This is a genomic window from Phenylobacterium sp., assembly GCF_036821595.1.
Taxonomy (GTDB): Bacteria; Pseudomonadota; Alphaproteobacteria; order Caulobacterales; family Caulobacteraceae; genus Phenylobacterium.
Map to the genome: position 1 here is coordinate 23,153 of NZ_DAISJG010000015.1, position 17,089 is coordinate 40,241.

The 17,089-nt window shown below is 71.0% G+C and carries 15 protein-coding genes; 9 read left to right on the forward strand and 6 right to left on the reverse strand.

Annotated elements, in window-relative coordinates; translation table 11 throughout:
• Positions 1–58: 58 nt before the first annotated feature.
• Positions 59–349, forward strand: a complete 291-nt coding sequence (locus V7Z97_RS09695; protein ID WP_334163096.1) for an FAD assembly factor SdhE — start codon at positions 59–61, stop codon at positions 347–349.
• Entirely contained in the window at positions 339–3,830 is a 3,492-nt protein-coding gene (mfd, locus tag V7Z97_RS09700; RefSeq protein ID WP_334163098.1) for a transcription-repair coupling factor, read from the forward strand. Before V7Z97_RS09695 ends, mfd begins: the two co-directional genes overlap by 11 nt.
• 50 nt (positions 3,831–3,880) lie before the next feature.
• Here mfd and V7Z97_RS09705 read toward each other — a convergent pair whose 3' ends face one another.
• On the reverse strand, positions 3,881–4,396 hold the full coding sequence (locus tag V7Z97_RS09705; protein ID WP_334163099.1) for a CcdC protein domain-containing protein: 516 nt from the start codon (positions 4,394–4,396) through the stop codon (positions 3,881–3,883).
• Positions 4,396–5,727 carry a diguanylate cyclase domain-containing protein gene (locus V7Z97_RS09710; RefSeq protein WP_334163101.1) on the reverse strand — a complete coding sequence of 444 codons (1,332 nt, stop codon included), beginning with the start codon at positions 5,725–5,727 and terminating at the stop codon, positions 4,396–4,398. Before V7Z97_RS09710 ends, V7Z97_RS09705 begins: the two co-directional genes overlap by 1 nt.
• A 125-nt stretch (positions 5,728–5,852) precedes the next feature.
• On the opposite strand from V7Z97_RS09710, the gene V7Z97_RS09715 reads away from it, so the two are divergent.
• The 3 genes from V7Z97_RS09715 to V7Z97_RS09725 all read left to right on the forward strand — a co-directional run bounded on the left by V7Z97_RS09715 (position 5,853) and on the right by V7Z97_RS09725 (position 8,939).
• Positions 5,853–6,629: an SDR family NAD(P)-dependent oxidoreductase gene (locus V7Z97_RS09715; RefSeq protein WP_334163103.1), complete on the forward strand. Its 777-nt coding sequence runs from the start codon at positions 5,853–5,855 to the stop codon at positions 6,627–6,629.
• A 57-nt stretch (positions 6,630–6,686) separates the two neighbouring features.
• Positions 6,687–7,832, forward strand: coding sequence for a CaiB/BaiF CoA transferase family protein (locus V7Z97_RS09720; protein ID WP_334163105.1), 1,146 nt, complete (start codon positions 6,687–6,689; stop codon positions 7,830–7,832).
• A 201-nt stretch (positions 7,833–8,033) separates the two neighbouring features.
• Complete coding sequence (locus tag V7Z97_RS09725) at positions 8,034–8,939, forward strand: YihY/virulence factor BrkB family protein (protein WP_334163106.1); 906 nt, start codon at positions 8,034–8,036, stop codon at positions 8,937–8,939.
• Here the strand turns inward: V7Z97_RS09725 and V7Z97_RS09730 are convergent.
• On the reverse strand, positions 8,936–9,166 hold the full coding sequence (locus V7Z97_RS09730; RefSeq protein WP_334163107.1) for a sulfurtransferase TusA family protein: 231 nt from the start codon (positions 9,164–9,166) through the stop codon (positions 8,936–8,938). The two genes, V7Z97_RS09725 and V7Z97_RS09730, sit on opposite strands and share 4 nt — an antisense overlap.
• Positions 9,167–9,252: 86 nt before the next feature.
• Here V7Z97_RS09730 and V7Z97_RS09735 point away from each other — a divergent pair, with 86 nt between their 5' ends.
• Positions 9,253–10,704 carry an MFS transporter gene (locus V7Z97_RS09735; protein ID WP_334163108.1) on the forward strand — a complete coding sequence of 484 codons (1,452 nt, stop codon included), beginning with the start codon at positions 9,253–9,255 and terminating at the stop codon, positions 10,702–10,704.
• Between the two features lie 58 nt (positions 10,705–10,762).
• Here the strand turns inward: V7Z97_RS09735 and V7Z97_RS09740 are convergent, their stop codons facing one another.
• Both V7Z97_RS09740 and V7Z97_RS09745 read right to left on the reverse strand, forming a co-directional pair.
• Positions 10,763–11,119 carry a hypothetical protein gene (locus V7Z97_RS09740; protein ID WP_334163109.1) on the reverse strand — a complete coding sequence of 119 codons (357 nt, stop codon included), beginning with the start codon at positions 11,117–11,119 and terminating at the stop codon, positions 10,763–10,765.
• A 154-nt stretch (positions 11,120–11,273) separates the two neighbouring features.
• Positions 11,274–11,531, reverse strand: coding sequence for a hypothetical protein (locus V7Z97_RS09745; protein WP_325460462.1), 258 nt, complete (start codon positions 11,529–11,531; stop codon positions 11,274–11,276).
• 133 nt (positions 11,532–11,664) lie between these two features.
• Here V7Z97_RS09745 and V7Z97_RS09750 point away from each other — a divergent pair, with 133 nt between their 5' ends.
• Genes V7Z97_RS09750 through V7Z97_RS09760 form a run of 3 tightly spaced genes read left to right on the forward strand, consistent with a single transcriptional unit; the run spans position 11,665 to position 14,143 of the window.
• A complete protein-coding gene (locus tag V7Z97_RS09750; RefSeq protein WP_334163110.1) occupies positions 11,665–12,774 on the forward strand; it encodes an S-(hydroxymethyl)glutathione dehydrogenase/class III alcohol dehydrogenase in 1,110 nt (369 codons plus the stop codon).
• Positions 12,771–13,607 carry an S-formylglutathione hydrolase gene (gene fghA, locus V7Z97_RS09755; RefSeq protein WP_334163112.1) on the forward strand — a complete coding sequence of 279 codons (837 nt, stop codon included), beginning with the start codon at positions 12,771–12,773 and terminating at the stop codon, positions 13,605–13,607. The genes V7Z97_RS09750 and fghA overlap by 4 nt, the downstream gene beginning before the upstream one ends.
• Positions 13,604–14,143 (forward strand): MOSC domain-containing protein, encoded by a 540-nt coding sequence (locus V7Z97_RS09760; protein ID WP_334163113.1) that lies wholly within the window; start codon positions 13,604–13,606, stop codon positions 14,141–14,143. The genes fghA and V7Z97_RS09760 overlap by 4 nt, the downstream gene beginning before the upstream one ends.
• A 62-nt stretch (positions 14,144–14,205) precedes the next feature.
• On the opposite strand, the gene V7Z97_RS09765 is transcribed toward V7Z97_RS09760, so the two are convergent.
• Positions 14,206–16,680: a TonB-dependent receptor gene (locus tag V7Z97_RS09765; protein WP_334163115.1), complete on the reverse strand. Its 2,475-nt coding sequence runs from the start codon at positions 16,678–16,680 to the stop codon at positions 14,206–14,208.
• Positions 16,681–17,089: the final 409 nt, after the last annotated feature.

The window sequence follows — 17,089 nt, forward strand, 5'->3', positions numbered from 1 at the left end:
CTTCGAACATAGCCGACTGGCGCCGGCGTCACGCGCGCTCTATATCCGCGACCTCCTCATGAGCATCGACGAAGCACGGCTGAAGAAGCTGAGGTTCCGGGCCTGGCGGCGCGGCTTCAGGGAAGCGGACCTCATCCTGGGGCCGTTCGCGGACCGCCATGTCCAGGATTTCAGCCCGGCCGAGCTGGACTGGTTCGAGACCCTGCTGGAGCAGCCGGACCAGGACCTCTACGCCTGGATCATCGGAACCCTGCCGACACCGCCGGAGTTCGACGTGGAAATCATGAACCGGATCAAGGCATTCCGGTTCGAAGTTCATCAGGTTCGCGGAGACGATCATGGCGGCTGACGACGCGCGGCCCGTGGCGCCGGCCCAGCTCCGCCGCGTGGCCGACGATCCCGGCCGCCTGGACCTCGTCGGCGCCCCCGAGGGCTTCGACGCCATGGTCATGGCCGACGTGGTCAAGGCCCGTAAGGGCCTGTCGGTCTTCGTCGCCCGCGACGGCGCCCGGCTCTCGGCCTTCGCCGACGCCTTCCGCTTCTTCGCCCCGGACGTGGAAATCCTCGTCTTCCCGAGCTGGGATTGCCTGCCCTACGACCGGGTAGGCCCCTCGGCCGGCGTCTCGGCCCAGCGGATGACCACGCTCTCGCGGCTCGTGGAGGGCGTCGACGGCAAGGCCAAGGTCCTGCTGGTCACCTCGGTGCCGGCCCTGATCCAGCGCGTACCGCCGCAGAAGGTCGTCAAGCGGGCGAGCTATTCGGCCCGCACCGGCAACACCGTCGAGATCGCCGACCTGGAGGCCTATTTCGCCGTCAACGGCTACCAGCGGGCCTCCACCGTCTCGGAGCGCGGCGAGTTCGCCATCCGCGGCGGGGTCATCGACGTCTTCCCGCCGTCGGCCGAGGAGCCGGTGCGCCTGGACCTGTTCGGCGACACCCTGGAGAGCATCCGCGCCTTCGATCCGGAGACCCAGCGGTCCACGAAGCAGCTCAAGGAGGTCAGCCTCCTGCCGGTCAACGAGGCCCTGCTGGACGCCGACGCCATCAGCCGCTTCCGCACCGGCTACCTGGAGACCTTCGGCGCGCCCGGCGACGACCCGCTCTACGCCGCCGTCTCCGAGGGCGGCCGCCGGGCCGGCATGGAGCACTACGTGCCGCTCTTCTATCCGGAGATGGCGACCCTCTTCGACTATCTGCCGAAGGACGCCCTGGTGGCGCTCGACCACCTCGCCCGGGAGGCGCGGGAGGAGCGGTTCGCGCTGATCGAGGACGCCTACGAGTCCCGCGCGGCCACCGAGCGCAGGGTCCAGTACCATCCGCTGGAGCCCACCCGCCTCTACCTCGACGCCGAGGAGTGGCAGGCCGAGCTCGCCAGGCGACCCAACCGCCGGTTCTCCGCCTTCAACGAGGCCGAGGGCGAGGTCGCCATCGACATGGGGGCCCGGGCTGGGCGCAGCTTCGCCGCCGAGCGGAAAATGGATTCGGTGAACCTCTTCGAGGCCACCGCCGACCACGCCAAGAGGCTCTCCGAAGCCGGCAAGCGGGTGCTGTTCGCCTCCTGGTCCGAGGGCTCCTCCGACCGGCTGGGGCACATGCTGGCCGACCACGGCCTGAAGAACGTGCCGTTCGCGGCCTACTGGGACGCCGCCCGCGCCGCCAACCCGAAGGTCCCGCAGCGGGTGGTCCTGCCGCTCGACGCCGGCTTCGAGACCGACAACCTGGCGGTCATCTCCGAGACCGACATCCTGGGCGACCGCCTGGCCCGGCCGAAGCGCCGCCGGCGCGCGTCCAACTTCCTCGCCGAGGCCTCCTCGCTGACCCCCGGCGACCTCGTGGTGCACATCGACCACGGCATCGGCCGCTATGAGGGCCTGAAGACCCTCGACGTCCAGGGCGCGCCGCACGACACCCTCGAGCTGCAGTACGGCGGCGAGGCCAAGCTCTACCTGCCGGTCGAGAACATCGACCTGCTCACCCGCTACGGCGCCGACAGCGAGGGCGTGCAGCTCGACCGCCTGGGCGGGGCGGCCTGGCAGGCGAGGCGCGCGCGCGCCAAGGAGCGGCTGCGGGAGATGGCCGAGGGCCTCATCCGCATCGCCGCCGAGCGGGCCACCAAGCAGACCGACGCGGTGGAGCCGCCGCACGGGGTGTTCGACGAGTTCTGCGCCCGCTTCCCCTACGAGGAGACGGACGACCAGCTGGCCGCCATCGGCGACGTCCTGGAGGACCTTTCCGCGGGCAAGCCCATGGACCGGCTGATCTGCGGCGACGTGGGCTTCGGCAAGACAGAGGTGGCGCTGCGCGCCGCCTTCGTGGTCGCCATGAGCGGCCAGCAGGTGGCGGTCGTGGCCCCCACGACCCTGCTCGCCCGCCAGCACTACAAGACCTTCACCGAGCGGTTCGAGGGCTGGCCGGTGCGCATCCGCCGGCTCTCGCGCCTGGTCACCGCCAAGGAGGCCGCCGAGACCCGCGAGGCGCTGAAGAACGGCGAGGTGGAGATCGTCATCGGCACCCACGCCATCCTCGGCAAGCAGGTGGGCTTCCGGAACCTCGGCCTGGTGATCGTCGACGAGGAGCAGCACTTCGGGGTCAAGCACAAGGAGAAGCTCAAGGAGCTTCGCGCCGACGTGCACATGCTGACGCTGACCGCCACCCCGATCCCGCGGACCCTGCAGATGTCGCTCTCCGGCATCCGCGAGATGTCGATCATCGCCACCCCGCCGGTCGACCGGCTGGCGGTGCGGACCTACATCACCCCCTGGGACCCCGTGGTCATCCGCGAGGCCCTGCTGCGCGAGAAGTACCGCGGCGGCCAGGCCTACTATGTCGCCCCGCGGGTCAACGACCTTCCCGAGCTGGAGCGGTTCCTGCGCGAGCAGGTGCCGGAGGTGAAGTTCGTGGTCGGCCACGGCCAGATGGCCCCGACCCAGCTCGAGGAGGTGATGAGCGCCTTCTACGACGGCCAGTACGACGTGCTGCTGTCGACCACCATCGTGGAGAGCGGCCTCGACATCCCCACCGCCAATACCCTGGTCATCCACCGGGCCGACATGTTCGGCCTGGCCCAGCTCTACCAGCTGCGCGGCCGGGTCGGACGCGCCAAGAGCCGCGCCTACGCCTATCTCACCACGCCGGCGCAGAAGCAGATCACGCTCTCGGCCGAGAAGCGGTTGAAGGTGCTGCAGTCGCTCGACAGCCTGGGCGCGGGCTTCCAGCTCGCCAGCCACGACCTCGACATCCGGGGCGGCGGCAACCTGCTGGGCGAGGAGCAGTCGGGCCACATCCGCGAAATCGGGGTCGAGCTCTACCAGCAGATGCTGGAGGACGCGGTCAACGAGCTGAAGACCCTGGCCGGCGCCGAGGGCCTGGAGCACGACCGGGGCTGGTCGCCGCAGATCAACACCGGCGCGGCCGTCCTCCTGCCCGAGGACTACGTCCCCGACCTCAACGTGCGCCTGTCGCTCTACCGCCGGCTGTCGGACGCCGAGAAGGCGCAGGACCGCGAGGCGCTCGCCGCCGAGCTCATCGACCGCTTCGGCCCCCTGCCGCCGGAGGCCGGCCAACTGCTCAAGGTCGTGGCGATCAAGGGGCTCTGCCGCGAGGCCAATGTCGCCAAGATCGACGTGGGTCCGAAGGGCGCGGTCGTCACCTTCCGGGGCGACGAGCCGAAAAACCCGGCCGCCCTCGTCCAGTTCGTGGCCAAGAACCAGGTCGCCTGGAAGCTGCGTCCCGACCACAAGATCGTGGTCAAGGGCGAGTGGGAGACGCCGGAGCAGCGCCTGAACGCCGCCGAGAAGGTGCTGACGGAACTGGCCAAGCTGGCGGCCTGAACCGCTCCGTCGTCCGCCTTCTGGCGATCCCGAGCAAGGGCCGCGGCGAGCTAGGCGGCGGGCGCGCCTGGCCCCCGTAGCAGCCGCGAGGCGCGCAGCCACAGCTCCGCGCCGTGGGCGCAGACCAGGCCCACCGCCATCAGCAGGAAGGCGTCGGCGATTTCCGCCGTCGTCAGGCGCAGCACGCCCGCGTTGGCGCTGAGCGTATCGCGCAGGCCGAGGCGCAGCGCCACCAGCGCCAGGACCACCATCAGGCCGAAGGGTGAGATCTGGCTGGTCAGCCGGCCGCCGTCCGAATCGCGGCGGATCTCCGTGTGCCGCCCGGTCCACCAGCCGAACACCGCCCCCACGGCCAGGGCGCCGCCGTACGCCAGCGCGGCCAGCGGCCGGGGCGGGCCCTGCTGGGCGATGACGGCCGTCGCCGCGCCGAGGAACAGGCCCGGACCGATCCACAGACGCTGCACCCGCAGCGGCCGCGGCCGGGCGCTCAGGACCACGACCAGCAGGATCACCAGGAGCGCGACGAGCCAGACCCAGACGGGCAGGGCGAAGGCGCCGCCCGGCATCAGCTGGCCTTCAGGCCTTGGGCCCGGGACGCGGCCTCCTCCAGGGCGCGGGCCACCGTCTCGGGCGCGCCGACCTCGGCGACCCCGATGTCGAAGTCGACCACGAACGGCGGCTTGCCGTCGCCGGCCTCGAAGGCGGTGCAGCCGATCACCGCGCTGATCCGCTCGCCGGCCGCCTTGGCGGCGGCGTGCGGCGTGGCGGGCAGGGCCAAGGCGAAGACCTCGGGGGCCAGGCGCGCGGCGGTGTCCTCCACCCGCACCAGCCGGCCGATCATCGAGCCGATCTGCGGCACCGCGCGGTCCAGCCAGCCGCCGGCCCGGGCGGCGTGCACCTCGGGCTTCTCGGCCACCTTGAGCACGCAGACGCTGAGCGGCCGGTTGCGCACCCGTGACGCCTGGGCCAGGCGCGCCAGGTGGGCGGCGAACAGGTCGCGGGTGAACAGGCCGGTGGCGGCGTCCATGAGGCCGGAGCTGCGGGCCCGCTCCAGCGCCTGGCGCACGCCCACGCCGCGGCGGTGGCTGCGGGCCAGCTCGACCACGCGCTTGGCGGTGTCGCTCTCCGGGGTCTCGGGCGAGGCCACGTCGGAGATGCCGCGATGGTAGGCCTCGGAGATCGTCACCGCCGCCTCCTTCTGCATGTAGAGCAGGGAGGGCGTGTGGAAGAGCCGCGTGTTGCGGCGCAGGCCCGCGGCGATGGACATGGCCTCCTGCGGGTTCTCGCCCGCCCACAGGACCACGGCGTCGAAGGCGCGCTCGTGCAGGTAGTCGAACGCCGTGAAGGCGGTGAAGGCGCCGACGACGTCCGCGCCGTTGCGCTTCAGCGCATTGGACAGCGCCAGGAACTGCGGGGCCGGCTCGCCGATCGCCAGCACCCGGAAGGCGCTCGCGTCGGGCTCCGGCAGGTCCATGGCCCGGCCGCGGTCGGCGAAGGTCTCCTGGCGGAGCTCGAACTCCTCCTCGGAGACCGCCACGCGCACCAGGGTCTCCAGCCGCATGGCCGCCTGGGCCGGATGCAGGGGCGGCGCGAGGGTGAGGTCGAACCCATGGGCGGCGAGCGACGGATCGGGGTCGCCGATGGCCACCACCGGCATCTTGCGGGGCGCGCAGGCCGCCTTCAGCCGCTGGGCCAGGAGGAGGGCCTCCTCGCCGCCGTGCTTCAGGTCGACGATCACCGCCTCGATCTGCAGGTCCGCCAGGCAGGCGATGGCCGCATAGGGCCCGCGCGCCGTCACCGTGCGCCACCCGAGACGGTCCAGCCCGTCCGCGAGCGGCCCGGCCAGCACATCGTCCCGCGCAACGATGAGGACCCGCGCCTGGACGCCTGCCGCCATATCCCCCATTCCCTGACGTGACCCGCCACCGTGCTAAGCACGGAATCGCGGCGGGGCGAATAGGAACAATAGCCTTGCACCTCTCAGTTGCAGGCGTGGCGGTGAGTCGCGGGGAAGGGGACGGAATGACGGGAACGCTGACGGGGCTGACGGCGGTCGTGACGGGAGCGTCCGGCGGCCTGGGCGAGCATTTCGCGCGGCTGCTGGCGCGCGAGGGCGCCGCGGTGGCGCTCACCGCCCGGCGGCAGGAGAAGGTGCAGGCGCTGGCCGACGAGCTGAACGCGGCGGGCGGGCGCGCGCTCGCCCTGCGGCTCGACGTGGCCGACGCCGCCGCCATCGCCCCCGCCTTCCGGCGCATCGAGGCCGAGCTCGGCCCGCTGAACATCCTGGTGAACAACGCCGGCGTCGGCGGCGAGGGGCTGGCCCTGGAGCTCTCGGTCGAGGACTTCGACAACACCTTCGCCGTGAACGTGCGCGGGACCTTCTTCGCCGCCCAGGCCGCCGCGCGCGCGATGATCGCCTCCGGCGCCGGTGAGCGGGGCCAGGCGCGGATCCTCAACATCGCCTCCATCGCCAGCCACACCGTCCTGCCGGGCCTGTCCGCCTACTGCGGCTCAAAGGCGGCGGTGGCCATGCTGACCAGGAGCCTCGCCCGGGAATGGGCGCGGCGGGGGATCGCGGTGAACGCGCTCTGCCCCGGCTATATCGAGACCGACATCAACGCCGACTGGTGGCCCACGGAAGGCGGCCAGAAACAGCTCAGGGGCTTCCCGCGCCGGCGTCTCATGCAGGCGTCCGACCTCGACGCCGCCTTCCTCATGCTGGTCGGCGATCCCGCCCGCGCCATGACCGGCGCCGTGGTCACCGTGGACGACGGCCAGTCGCTCCCCGGCGGCGGCTGACGCTTGGCTGACCGGGCGGCAGGATGATTGGATAGGCCCACAAGGGAGTACCGGAACATGCGCCAGGGACCGCTGTCAGGCCTGAAGGTCATCGAGTTCGCCGGGATCGGGCCCGGCCCGTTCTGCGGCATGCTGCTGTCGGACCTCGGCGCCGACGTCATCCGGATCGACCGCAAGGGCGGCCGCGGCGGAGCGCCGTCCGACATCACCGCCCGCGGCCGCCGTTCCGTGGCGCTGGACCTGAAGAGCCCCGCGGCCATCGAGGCCTGCCTGAAGCTGATGGAGGGCGCCGACGCCATCCTGGAGGGCTTCCGGCCGGGGGTCATGGAGCGCCTGGGCCTGGGCCCCGACGTGGCGCTCGCCCGCAACCCGAAGCTCGTCTACGGCCGCATGACCGGCTGGGGCCAGACCGGCCCCTACGCCCAGGCCGCCGGCCACGACATGAACTACATCGCCATCACCGGCGCCCTGCACGCCATCGGGACCAAGGACAAGCCGGTCCCGCCGCTGAACCTGGTCGGCGACTTCGGCGGCGGCGCCCTCTACCTCGCCTTCGGCCTGCTGGCGGGGGTGATCCACGCCCGCGAGACCGGCAAGGGCCAGGTGGTGGACTGCGCCATGAGCGACGGGGCGGCCTCGCTGATGGCCATGTTCTACGGCTTCAAGGCCTCGGGCATGTGGCAGGAGGAGCGCCGCGCCAACCTGCTCGACGGCGGCGCCCACTTCTACGACACCTACCAGTGCGCCGACGGCAAGTGGGTCTCGATCGGCTCCATCGAGCCGCAGTTCTACGCCCTGCTGCTGGAGAAGACCGGCATCTCGGACCCCGACTTCCAGGCCCAGATGGACCGCGCCGCCTGGCCGAAGCTGCACGACAAGCTGGCGGCGGTCATCGCGACGAAGACCCGCGACGAGTGGACGGCGATCATGGGCGGCACCGACGTCTGCTTCGCTCCGGTGCTCGACCTCGACGAGGCGCCCAGGCACCCGCACAACGTCGCCCGCCAGACCTTCGTCGAGGTCGCCGGCGTCACCCAGCCCGCGCCCGCGCCGCGGTTCTCGGCCACGCCGGGGGCGATCCAGGGCCCGCCGCCCGCCGTCGGCAGACACGACCGCGAGGCGCTGCTCGACTGGGGCTTCAGTGGTCCCGACATCGACCGGCTGGCCGACGCCGGGGCGATCGCCGACACCCGAGTTTCCTGAAGCCCCTGTTCAGGTTGGGTTCAGCCGCCGGGCTCTAAACCTCAACGCAGGTTGGACGTCGCGCTCTCCCGTCCCTCGAAGCGGCGGCCGACCTGATGGAACGACACGCCCATCGGCGGCGCGCCACCCTTCAACAAGGTGGCGCGCCGTTTCCATTTGGGCGCTTGCCAGACTCTGCCGGCTTCACCACCCTCCCGCCGGATGACGACCCGGCGCGCACTTGGCCGCCTGCGGGCGGCCGAATGGGATCCCACCCACTGGCTCCGCATCGGCCTGCAGATCCTCGCCAAGGCGCTCAGGCGGCTCTGGGGCCGCGACGTGATGCTCTACACCGGCGGCGTCTCCTTCTTCATCATGCTGGCCATCTTCCCGGCGCTGGCCATCGGCATGGGGCTCTACAGCCTGATGTCCGACCCGGCCCAGGCGGCCCGCCAGGGGGAGTATCTCGCCCGGCTGATGCCGGACGCCGCCCGGCTGATCTTCCGCAGCGAGCTGATGCGGCTCAGCCACGCGCCGCTGGAGGCGGTGTCCTTCCAGAGCGGCGTGGCGCTGGTCGTCGGGGGCTACGCCGCCCACCGCGGCTTCAAGGCCCTGCTGGCCGGCCTCTCCTTCATCCACGACGAGGACGAGCCCCGCGGCTTCGTGGGCTTCAACCTGCTGGCGCTGGCCGTCCTGGTGGCGAGCTTCGTGGGCCTCGGCGTCCTGTCCGTCGTGTTCTTCGGCTTCCGGATCCTCGGCGAGACCTTCGATCTGCGGCCCCTGCGCGGCGCGCTCTGGCTCTACAGCGAGTGGACCTGGGCCAGCGCCGGCATGACCATCGGCATGAGCTTCATCTACCGCTGGGCGATGTCGCGCCAGCCGGTCGCCTGGCGGGCCTCGCTGATGGGCGGGGCGAGCGCGGCGGCGCTCTGCATCTTCGCCTCCTGGGGCCTGGGCATCTACGTCGAGCAGATCGCCCACCTGGGCGCCACCTACGGCTCGGTGGCCACCGTCGTCATCTTCCTGATCTGGCTGTCGTGGAACGTGAACGCCATCTTCTTCGGCGGCGCGCTGGCCACCGAGGTGGAGATCGCCATCGACTCCCACGCCGCCGGGCGCGGCGGCTAGGCCTTGACCACCACGAAGCTCAGCACGCCGTCCGCCTCGGCGCGCTCCGCCAGCGCGGCGCCGGTCTCGGCGGCGAAGTGCGGCACGTCGATGCGGGCCAGGGGGTCGTCGGCCAGCAGCCGCACCCGCGCGCCCGACGGCGCGGCCTCCAGGGCGCGGCGCAGGCGCAGCGTGGGCACCGGGCAGCGGTGGCCCCGCGCGTCCACCAGGATCTCGTCTGCAGGCATGGGCGGCGCATACAACGACGCCCCGCGGAACCCAAGCTCGGCCTTCGTGCGTTGTGGCCGGACGCCCAGTTAGAAGCGGGGAGGGGATGCCCGGCGCGCGCGAGGTCTTCACCACGGATGTTCCGGCCCGGCTCGACCGGCTGCCGTGGAGCCGATTCCACTGGCTGGTGGTGGCGGCGCTCGGGATCACCTGGATCCTGGACGGGCTCGAGGTCACGCTGGTGGGCTCGCTGTCGCCCGCCATCGCCGGGACCGACGGCCTGAACCTGACCGCCGGCCAGATCGGCCTGGCCGGCAGCGCCTACATCCTGGGCGCCGTGGTCGGCGCCCTGGTGTTCGGCCGCCTGACCGACCGCTGGGGCCGCCGCCGGCTGTTCACCATCACCGTCGCCGTCTACCTCGTGGCCACCATCGCCACCGGCTTCTCCTGGGACTTCTGGTCGTTCCTGCTCTTCCGCTTCATCACCGGGGCGGGGATCGGCGGCGAGTACGGGGCCGTGAACTCCGCCATTCAGGAGCTGATCCCGGCCCGGCGGCGCGGCTTCACCGATCTCGCCATCAACGGCAGCTTCTGGGTCGGGGCGGCCCTCGGCGCCATGGGCTCGATCGTGGTGCTCGACCCCGACGTGGTCGACCAAGCCTGGGGCTGGCGCCTCGCCTTCATCATCGGCGGACTGCTGGCGCTGATCGTCATCTGGATCCGCCGCTTCATCCCGGAGAGCCCGCGCTGGCTGATGACCCACGGCCGGCCCGAGGAGGCGGAGGCCGTGGTCCGGGAGATCGAGGCCCGGGTGGAGCGCCACACGGCCATGCCGCCGATCTTCGCGCCGCATCCCACGATCCGACTCGTCCACCGCACCCGCACCAGCTGGACCGAGCTCGGCGTGTCGCTCTTCCGCACCTATCCGCGGCGGACCATCCTGGGGCTGGTGCTGATGGCGACCCAGGCCTTCTGCTACAACGCCATCTTCTTCACCTATGCAATGATCCTGACGCGGTTCTACGCCATCCCGGCGCAGAACATCGGCTGGTTCATGCTGCCCTTCGCGCTCGGCAACTTCATGGGCCCCCTGCTGCTCGGGAGGCTGTTCGACAGCGTCGGGCGCAAGCCGATGATCGCCGGGACCTACGGCCTGGCCGGCCTGCTGCTGTGCGTCACCGGCTGGCTGTTCGCGCAGGGGTCGTTGACCGCGGAGACCCAGACCGTCGCCTGGACGGTGATCTTCTTCTTCGCCTCGGCCGGCGCCAGCGCCGCCTACCTGACGGTGGGCGAGCTCTTCCCGCTGGAGATCCGGGCGCTGACCATCTCGCTGTTCTACGCCGTCGGCACCCTCCTGGGCGGCGTCGCCGGACCCGCCGTGTTCGGGGCCCTGATCGATACGGGCGAGCGGAGCCAGATCCTGGTGGGCTATCTGCTGGGCGGCGGGCTGATGCTGGCCGCGGCCGTGGTCACCCTGTTCCTCGGCGTGCGCGCCGAGAAGAAGCCGCTTGAGAGCGTGGCTCCGCCCCTGTCGCTGGCCGGCGACGAGCACGGCTGACGCGAAAACGCGGACCCGGCGGTGAGCCGGGCCCGCGTTCCGGCGAATGTGCGCGCCCTTACGGGTTGGTGGTCGAGCCGGTCGGACCGGTGGGGCCCGTGCCGCCGGCCGTGCCGGTGGCGCCTGTGGTTGACCCCATGGCGCCGCCGCTGCTGTCGCCCGTGGCGCCGGAGTTCATCCCCGTGCCCGTCGTGTCGCCGGCGGCCGCGGGATCGGTGGTCATGGCGCCCGTCGTACCCGAGGCCGTCATGCCGGCGTCGCCCGCCGACATCGCGCCGCCGGCCACTGCCGGGTCGGTCGTGGCCGCCGCCGTGCTCTCGGGGGTCTCGGCCGCCCTGTCGCCGCCGCCGCAGCCCGCAAGGCCCAGCATCGCGCCCGTCGCCATGACGGCCGCGCCAAAGGTTCTCAGTCGCATCCGGAATTCCCTCAGATTGTCAGCAGGCCGGCCGAAGGGCCGGTCCGCACAAGCAACCGCGGGCCGGGCGCCCGGTTCCGAAAACGTGATCGGCGCCCGCAACTATCTGACAAGCCGCATCAAATGCTGGTCTGGCTCCGCCGCGGAGAAGGGGTCAGCCCGCCCGGCGAACCGGCCAGGCGCCGCGCTGGGCCTTCAGCACGCTCCAGCCCTCGCGGGTCAGAACGAAGGCGTGCGGCGAGCCGCGCCAGCCGTTCATCACCGCCGTCGTCCCGGCCCGCTGCAGCAGCCTGCGGCCGCAGAGCCGAAGGCACAGGCCGAGGATCACCGGATCTCGATCGACCAGAGGCGCCTCCAGCGCCTGCATGAGGACCTGCCGTTCCTCGGACGTGAGTTCGTGACCCGGTTGCATAAAGCCCCTAACGCCGACCTTGGCTCGGCGTTGCCGCCGTTGCGGCCGCGGTGTCATTTCGGGCCCGGCGGGCTTCCCTTTGCGCCCCGGTTCTGAAATTGGTCGCCCATCCGGAATCTGGGAGGGGCCCGCCATGAAGACCCGCGCCGCCGTGGCTTTCGAAGCCAAGAAGCCGCTGGAGATCGTCGAGCTCGACCTGGAAGGCCCGAAGGCCGGCGAGGTCCTGGTGGAGATCAAGGCCACCGGCGTCTGCCACACCGACGCCTACACCCTGGACGGCTTCGATTCCGAGGGGATCTTCCCCTCTGTGCTGGGCCACGAAGGCGCCGGCGTGGTGGTCGAGGTCGGACCCGGCGTCACCAGCGTGAAGCCCGGCGACCATGTGATCCCGCTCTACACGCCCGAATGCCGGCAGTGCAAAAGCTGCCTCTCGCGCAAGACCAACCTCTGCACGGCGATCCGCGCGACCCAGGGCAAGGGGCTGATGCCCGACGGGACCAGCCGGTTCTCGTACAAGGGCCAGACGATCTACCACTACATGGGCTGCTCGACCTTCTCGAACTACACGGTCCTGCCCGAGATCGCGGTGGCGAAGATCCGTGAGGACGCCCCCTTCGAGAGCGCCTGCTACGTGGGCTGCGGCGTGACCACCGGCGTGGGCGCCGTGGTCAACACCGCCGACGTGGAGGCCGGCGCCCGCTGCATCGTCTTCGGCCTGGGCGGCATCGGCCTCAACGTCATCCAGGGCCTGAAGCTGGTCGGCGCGAGCCAGATCGTCGGCGTCGACCTCAACCCCGCCCGAGAGGAATGGGGCCGCCGGTTCGGCATGACCCACTTCGTCAATCCGAAGACCGTCGACGGCGACCTCGTGGCCCATCTCGTGGCGCTCACCGACGGCGGCGCCGACTACACCTTCGACGCCACCGGCAACACCACGGTCATGCGCCAGGCGCTCGAGGCCTGCCACAGGGGCTGGGGCGAGAGCATCATCATCGGCGTGGCCGAGGCAGGGAAGGAGATCGCCACCCGGCCGTTCCAGCTGGTCACTGGCCGGGTCTGGAAGGGCACGGCCTTCGGCGGCGCGCGAGGCCGCACCGACACCCCGAAGATCGTCGACTGGTACATGGACGGGAAGATCGAGATCGACCCGATGATCACCCACAAGCTCAGCCTCGAGGAGATCAACAAGGCCTTCGACCTGATGCATGCCGGCGAGAGCATCCGCAGCGTGGTGGTCTATTGAGCCTCGAGACCGTCTCCACGACCCGGACCTTCGGCGGGATCCAGGGCGTCTACCGCCACCGCAGCCGCGAGACGGGCGCGGACATGACCTTCAGCGTCTTCGTCCCGCCGCAGGCCGGGCAGGGGCCGCGACCGGTCGTCTGGTACCTCTCGGGCCTGACCTGCACCCACGCCAATGTCACCGAGAAGGGCCAGTTCCAGCGCGCCTGCGCCGAGCTCGGCCTGGTGTTCGTCGCTCCGGACACCAGCCCGCGCGGCGAGGGCGTTCCCGACGACCCGGCCTACGACTTCGGCCAGGGCGCCGGCTTCTATGTGGATGCGACCCAGGCGCCCTGGGCCGAGCACTTCCGCATGGAGAGCTACATCGTCTCCGAGCTGCCGGAGGTGGTCGCGGCGAACTTCCCGGTCGACATGGCCCGCCAGGGCCTCACCGGTCACTCCATGGGCGGACACGGCGCCCTGACGCTGGCGCTGAAGACGCCCGGCCGCTGGAAAAGCGTCTCGGCTTTCGCGCCGATCGCCTCGCCCATGCGCTGCCCCTGGGGCGAGAAGGCCCTGACCGGCTACCTCGGCCCCGACCGCGAGGCCTGGCGGCGCTACGACGCCACCGCCCTGATCGAGGACGGCGCCCGCCTGCCCGAGGTCCTGGTCGACCAGGGGGATGCGGACAATTTCCTGAAGGACCAGCTGAAGCCCGAGCTGCTGGAGGCCGCCTGCCGCAGGGCGGGCATTCCGCTGACGCTCCGCCTGCAGCCCGGCTACGACCACAGCTACTACTTCATCGCCACCTTCATGGCCGACCACCTGGCCTGGCACGCGGAGCGGCTGGCTTGAGCGGCGTCGTCGTCGCCGTCTCCACCAAGCCGAAGCACGGCCCGAAGAAGCTCAATCGCGAGGTCGTCACCCTGCTGCGGGGCCAGGGCGTCGAGGGCGACGCCCACTGCGGGGCCACGGTGAAGCACCGCAGCCGCTGGCGGCGCGACCCCACCCAGCCGAACATCCGCCAGGTCCACCTGATGCACCAGGAGCTGCACGACGAGCTGGCGGCCAAGGGCTTCGCGGTCACGCCCGGCTACATGGGCGAGAACATCACTACCCGGGGCGTCGACCTGCTGGGCCTGCCCAGGGGCGCGATCCTGCGGATCGGCGCGGAGGCCGTCGTCGAGGTCACCGGCCTGCGCAACCCCTGCTACCAGCTCGACCAGCTGCAGGACGGCCTGATGCACGCCTGCCTGGAGAAGCGCGGGACCGAGCTCGTCCGCAAGGCCGGCGTCATGGGCGTGGTGCTGGCGGGCGGCGAGGTGAGGGCGGGCGACCTGATCGCCGTCGAGCTGCCCGACGGCCCGCACGAGCCGCTGAAGCCGGTCTAGCCCAGGCAAAGAAAAACGGCCCGGATCGCTCCGGGCCGTTCGTCCGTCTCAGGTACGCGAGACTAGTACTTCAGGCGAAGGGTCGCGCCCACCGTCCGGGGCGCGCCCAGGAAGGTGTCGTAGACGCTGACCGCATCGTTGTTCTCGTCCACCTGGTAGGGGCCGTTGAAGCCGACCTGCAGGTAGTCCTTGTCGAACAGGTTGTTGGCCCACAGTTCGACGGTCCAGCGCTCGTCGGCCGAGCCCAGGCCCACGCGGGCGTTCACCAGCACCATCTCGTCCTGCTCCTTGGAGGGGTGCAGGTCGGAGCCGGTGTTGTAGCGCGAGGTGTACTTGGCCGAGACGTTGCTGCGCAGCTTCAGGTCGCCGAACACGTCGCGCTCGTAGGTGCCGGCCAGCGAGGCCGAGTACCGCGGGGCGAACGACAGCTGGGCGCCGGGCAGGCGGCGCAGGCTGTTGAACCGGGTCGGGTTGATCAGGTCGGCGGCGGTGAACGGCTGGATCTCCGTTTCCGCATAGGTGACGCCGCCCTGCAGGGTCAGGCCATCGATCGGCGGGACGTAGATGAAGTCCAGGTCGACGCCGCGCGACACCACCTCGGGGATGGTCTCCACGACGAAGGCCGTGCCCACGAAGGTGTTCAGCTGGAAGTCCGTGAACTGCTGGTAGAACACCGCGGTGTTCAGCAACAGGCTGTTGCCGAACCAGCTGGTCTTGGCGCCGATCTCGTAGGAGTCGACGAACTCGCCCTTGAAGCTGGTGTCCGCGTCGGCCGTGAAGTTCGGGCCCGTGGGCGTGACGACGATCAGCTGCTCGCGGTCCAGGTTGAAGCCGCCCGCCTTGTACCCGCGCGAGTAGGACGCGTAGGTCATGATGTCCGGGTTCCAGCGGTAGGCGATCTTCGCCGTGCCGGAGACTTCCTCCTCCGTGCGGCTCTGGGTGATCACGCCCAGGTCGTCGAAGTCATTGTTCTGGGCGTTGAGGCACAGGCCCCCGACGATGGTGGTGGCGGTCGGGACCCCGACGATGCCGGCCAGGGCGCCGAAGGCGCGCTCGCCCTGGTCGCACGAGGAGCCCGTGGTGGTGTAGTCCGACGTCAGGCTCTTCTCGTCACGGGTGTAGCGCAGGCCCACCGTCAGCTCGAGCGCGTCGGTGATCGCGAACGAGTTGTTGGTGAACAGGGCCCAGGTGTCGCCCTCCTGCGAATAGCTGTCGTCCGAGCCCGTGCCCGCCTGCAGGATCGTGCCCGGCGTCAGGCCGATGAGCGCCGGGGCGCCGCCCAGCACGCGGCCGGCGAAGTAGGGGTAGTAGTCCGCGCCGAAGCGCAGGATCGAGCGGGTGTCGAGGTCTTCCTTGGCGTAGAAGCCGCCGACCAGCCAGTTGAGGCGGTTGTCCACGGCCTGGCCGGCCAGGCGGACTTCCTGCGAGAACTGGCCGAACTCGACGAAGTTCGTGCCGTCGGCCGGACGGTAGACCAGGTCGGCGGCGGTGAAGTCGCTGTCCTGGCCGGTCTCGGCGCGCCAGTTGCGGACCGCGGTGATCGAGGTCAGCTGCAGGTCCGGGGCGATGTCCCAGTTGGCCTCGGCCGAGAAGCCCATGTCCTCGACGCGCTGGTCGGTGTCGCGGTTCGCGTAGCCGCGGCGGTCGAACGGCGTCGAGGTGGTGTCGAGCGAGCCCGGACGGACGGCCTCGATCAGGTTGGCGCGGCTGTTGGCGGCCTGGCCGACGAACAGCTGGGTGCCGACGCAGCAGTTCTCGTCACGCTTGGTGTAGTCGCCGATCAGCCGGACCGACAGGTCGGAGGTGGGCTCCCACAGGAGCTGGCCGCGGACGGTGTAGAAGTCCTGGTCGTTGTCTTCCGACAGGCCGCGCGGGCCGGAGCCCACCACGATGTCCTGATAGCCGTCGCGCCGGCGGGCGCCGGCGAACAGGCGGCCGGCCACGGTGTCGGTGATCGGGCCCGAGACGGCGCCGGTGACGCCGAACTGGCCGTGGTTGCCGATGGTCGCTTCCGACTCGGCCTGGAAGTCGCGGGTCGGGCCGGCGGTGATGATGTTGATCACGCCCGCCGAGGTGTTCTTGCCGAACAGGGTGCCCTGCGGGCCCTTCAGGACCTCGATGCGGGTGACTTCGCCCAGGTCGCCGAACGACACGCCGTTGCGGGGACGGTAGACGCCGTCGATCACGATGCCGACAGAGGACTCCAGGCCAGGGTTGTCGCCCACGGTGCCGACGCCGCGCACGCGGGCGGTCACGATGGTCTCGTTCGAGGTGGAGGTGACGGTCAGGCCGGGCGTCAGCACGGTCAGTTCGCGGATGTCGCGCACGCCCGCGTCGCGCATCAGCTCGCCGGACACCGAGGTCACGACGATCGGCACGTCCTGCAGGCTCTGTTCGCGCTTCTGCGCGGTGACCACGATTTCTTCCACCGCGCGCTCGGCCTCCGGGGCCTCCTGGGCGTGGGCGGCCGTGGCGAGGCCGGACATCAGCAGGACCGGCGTCAGCGCCGTCCCGCAAAGAAGCTTCACAATTCGCATAGATAACCTCCCGGAGCGGCCCACGCGGGGAGTCGCGGGCGCCGGCTCAAAGCCCGCGGGATTTAGGCCGGCCGCAGGGCTCGACAATTGCCTCACATCAAGCGGGGCGGTCGCGCCTCACTCCTGTGGCGCCGGGGACACGCATTGGGCGGGTGGAAGGCGGAGTCGCCACGATCCCGCCAAGTTTGGCGTCAGGTCGGTCGGCGAACATTGGTCGTCGACTCGCTGCGTCCGAAGGTCGCGACGCCGGGGCGTATGCAACCTCCTGGCGCGGAACCTGCTAGCAGGGATCGGCTCCGTCATACCCACACCGGAGCCGGGCGGGGCGGTCTTTCACGGGCGCTCCGCCGCTGCGGCCGGGTCCCGTTCCGTGCGGGACCCGGCCGCGGATCCGCCGGAGGCTTTGCGC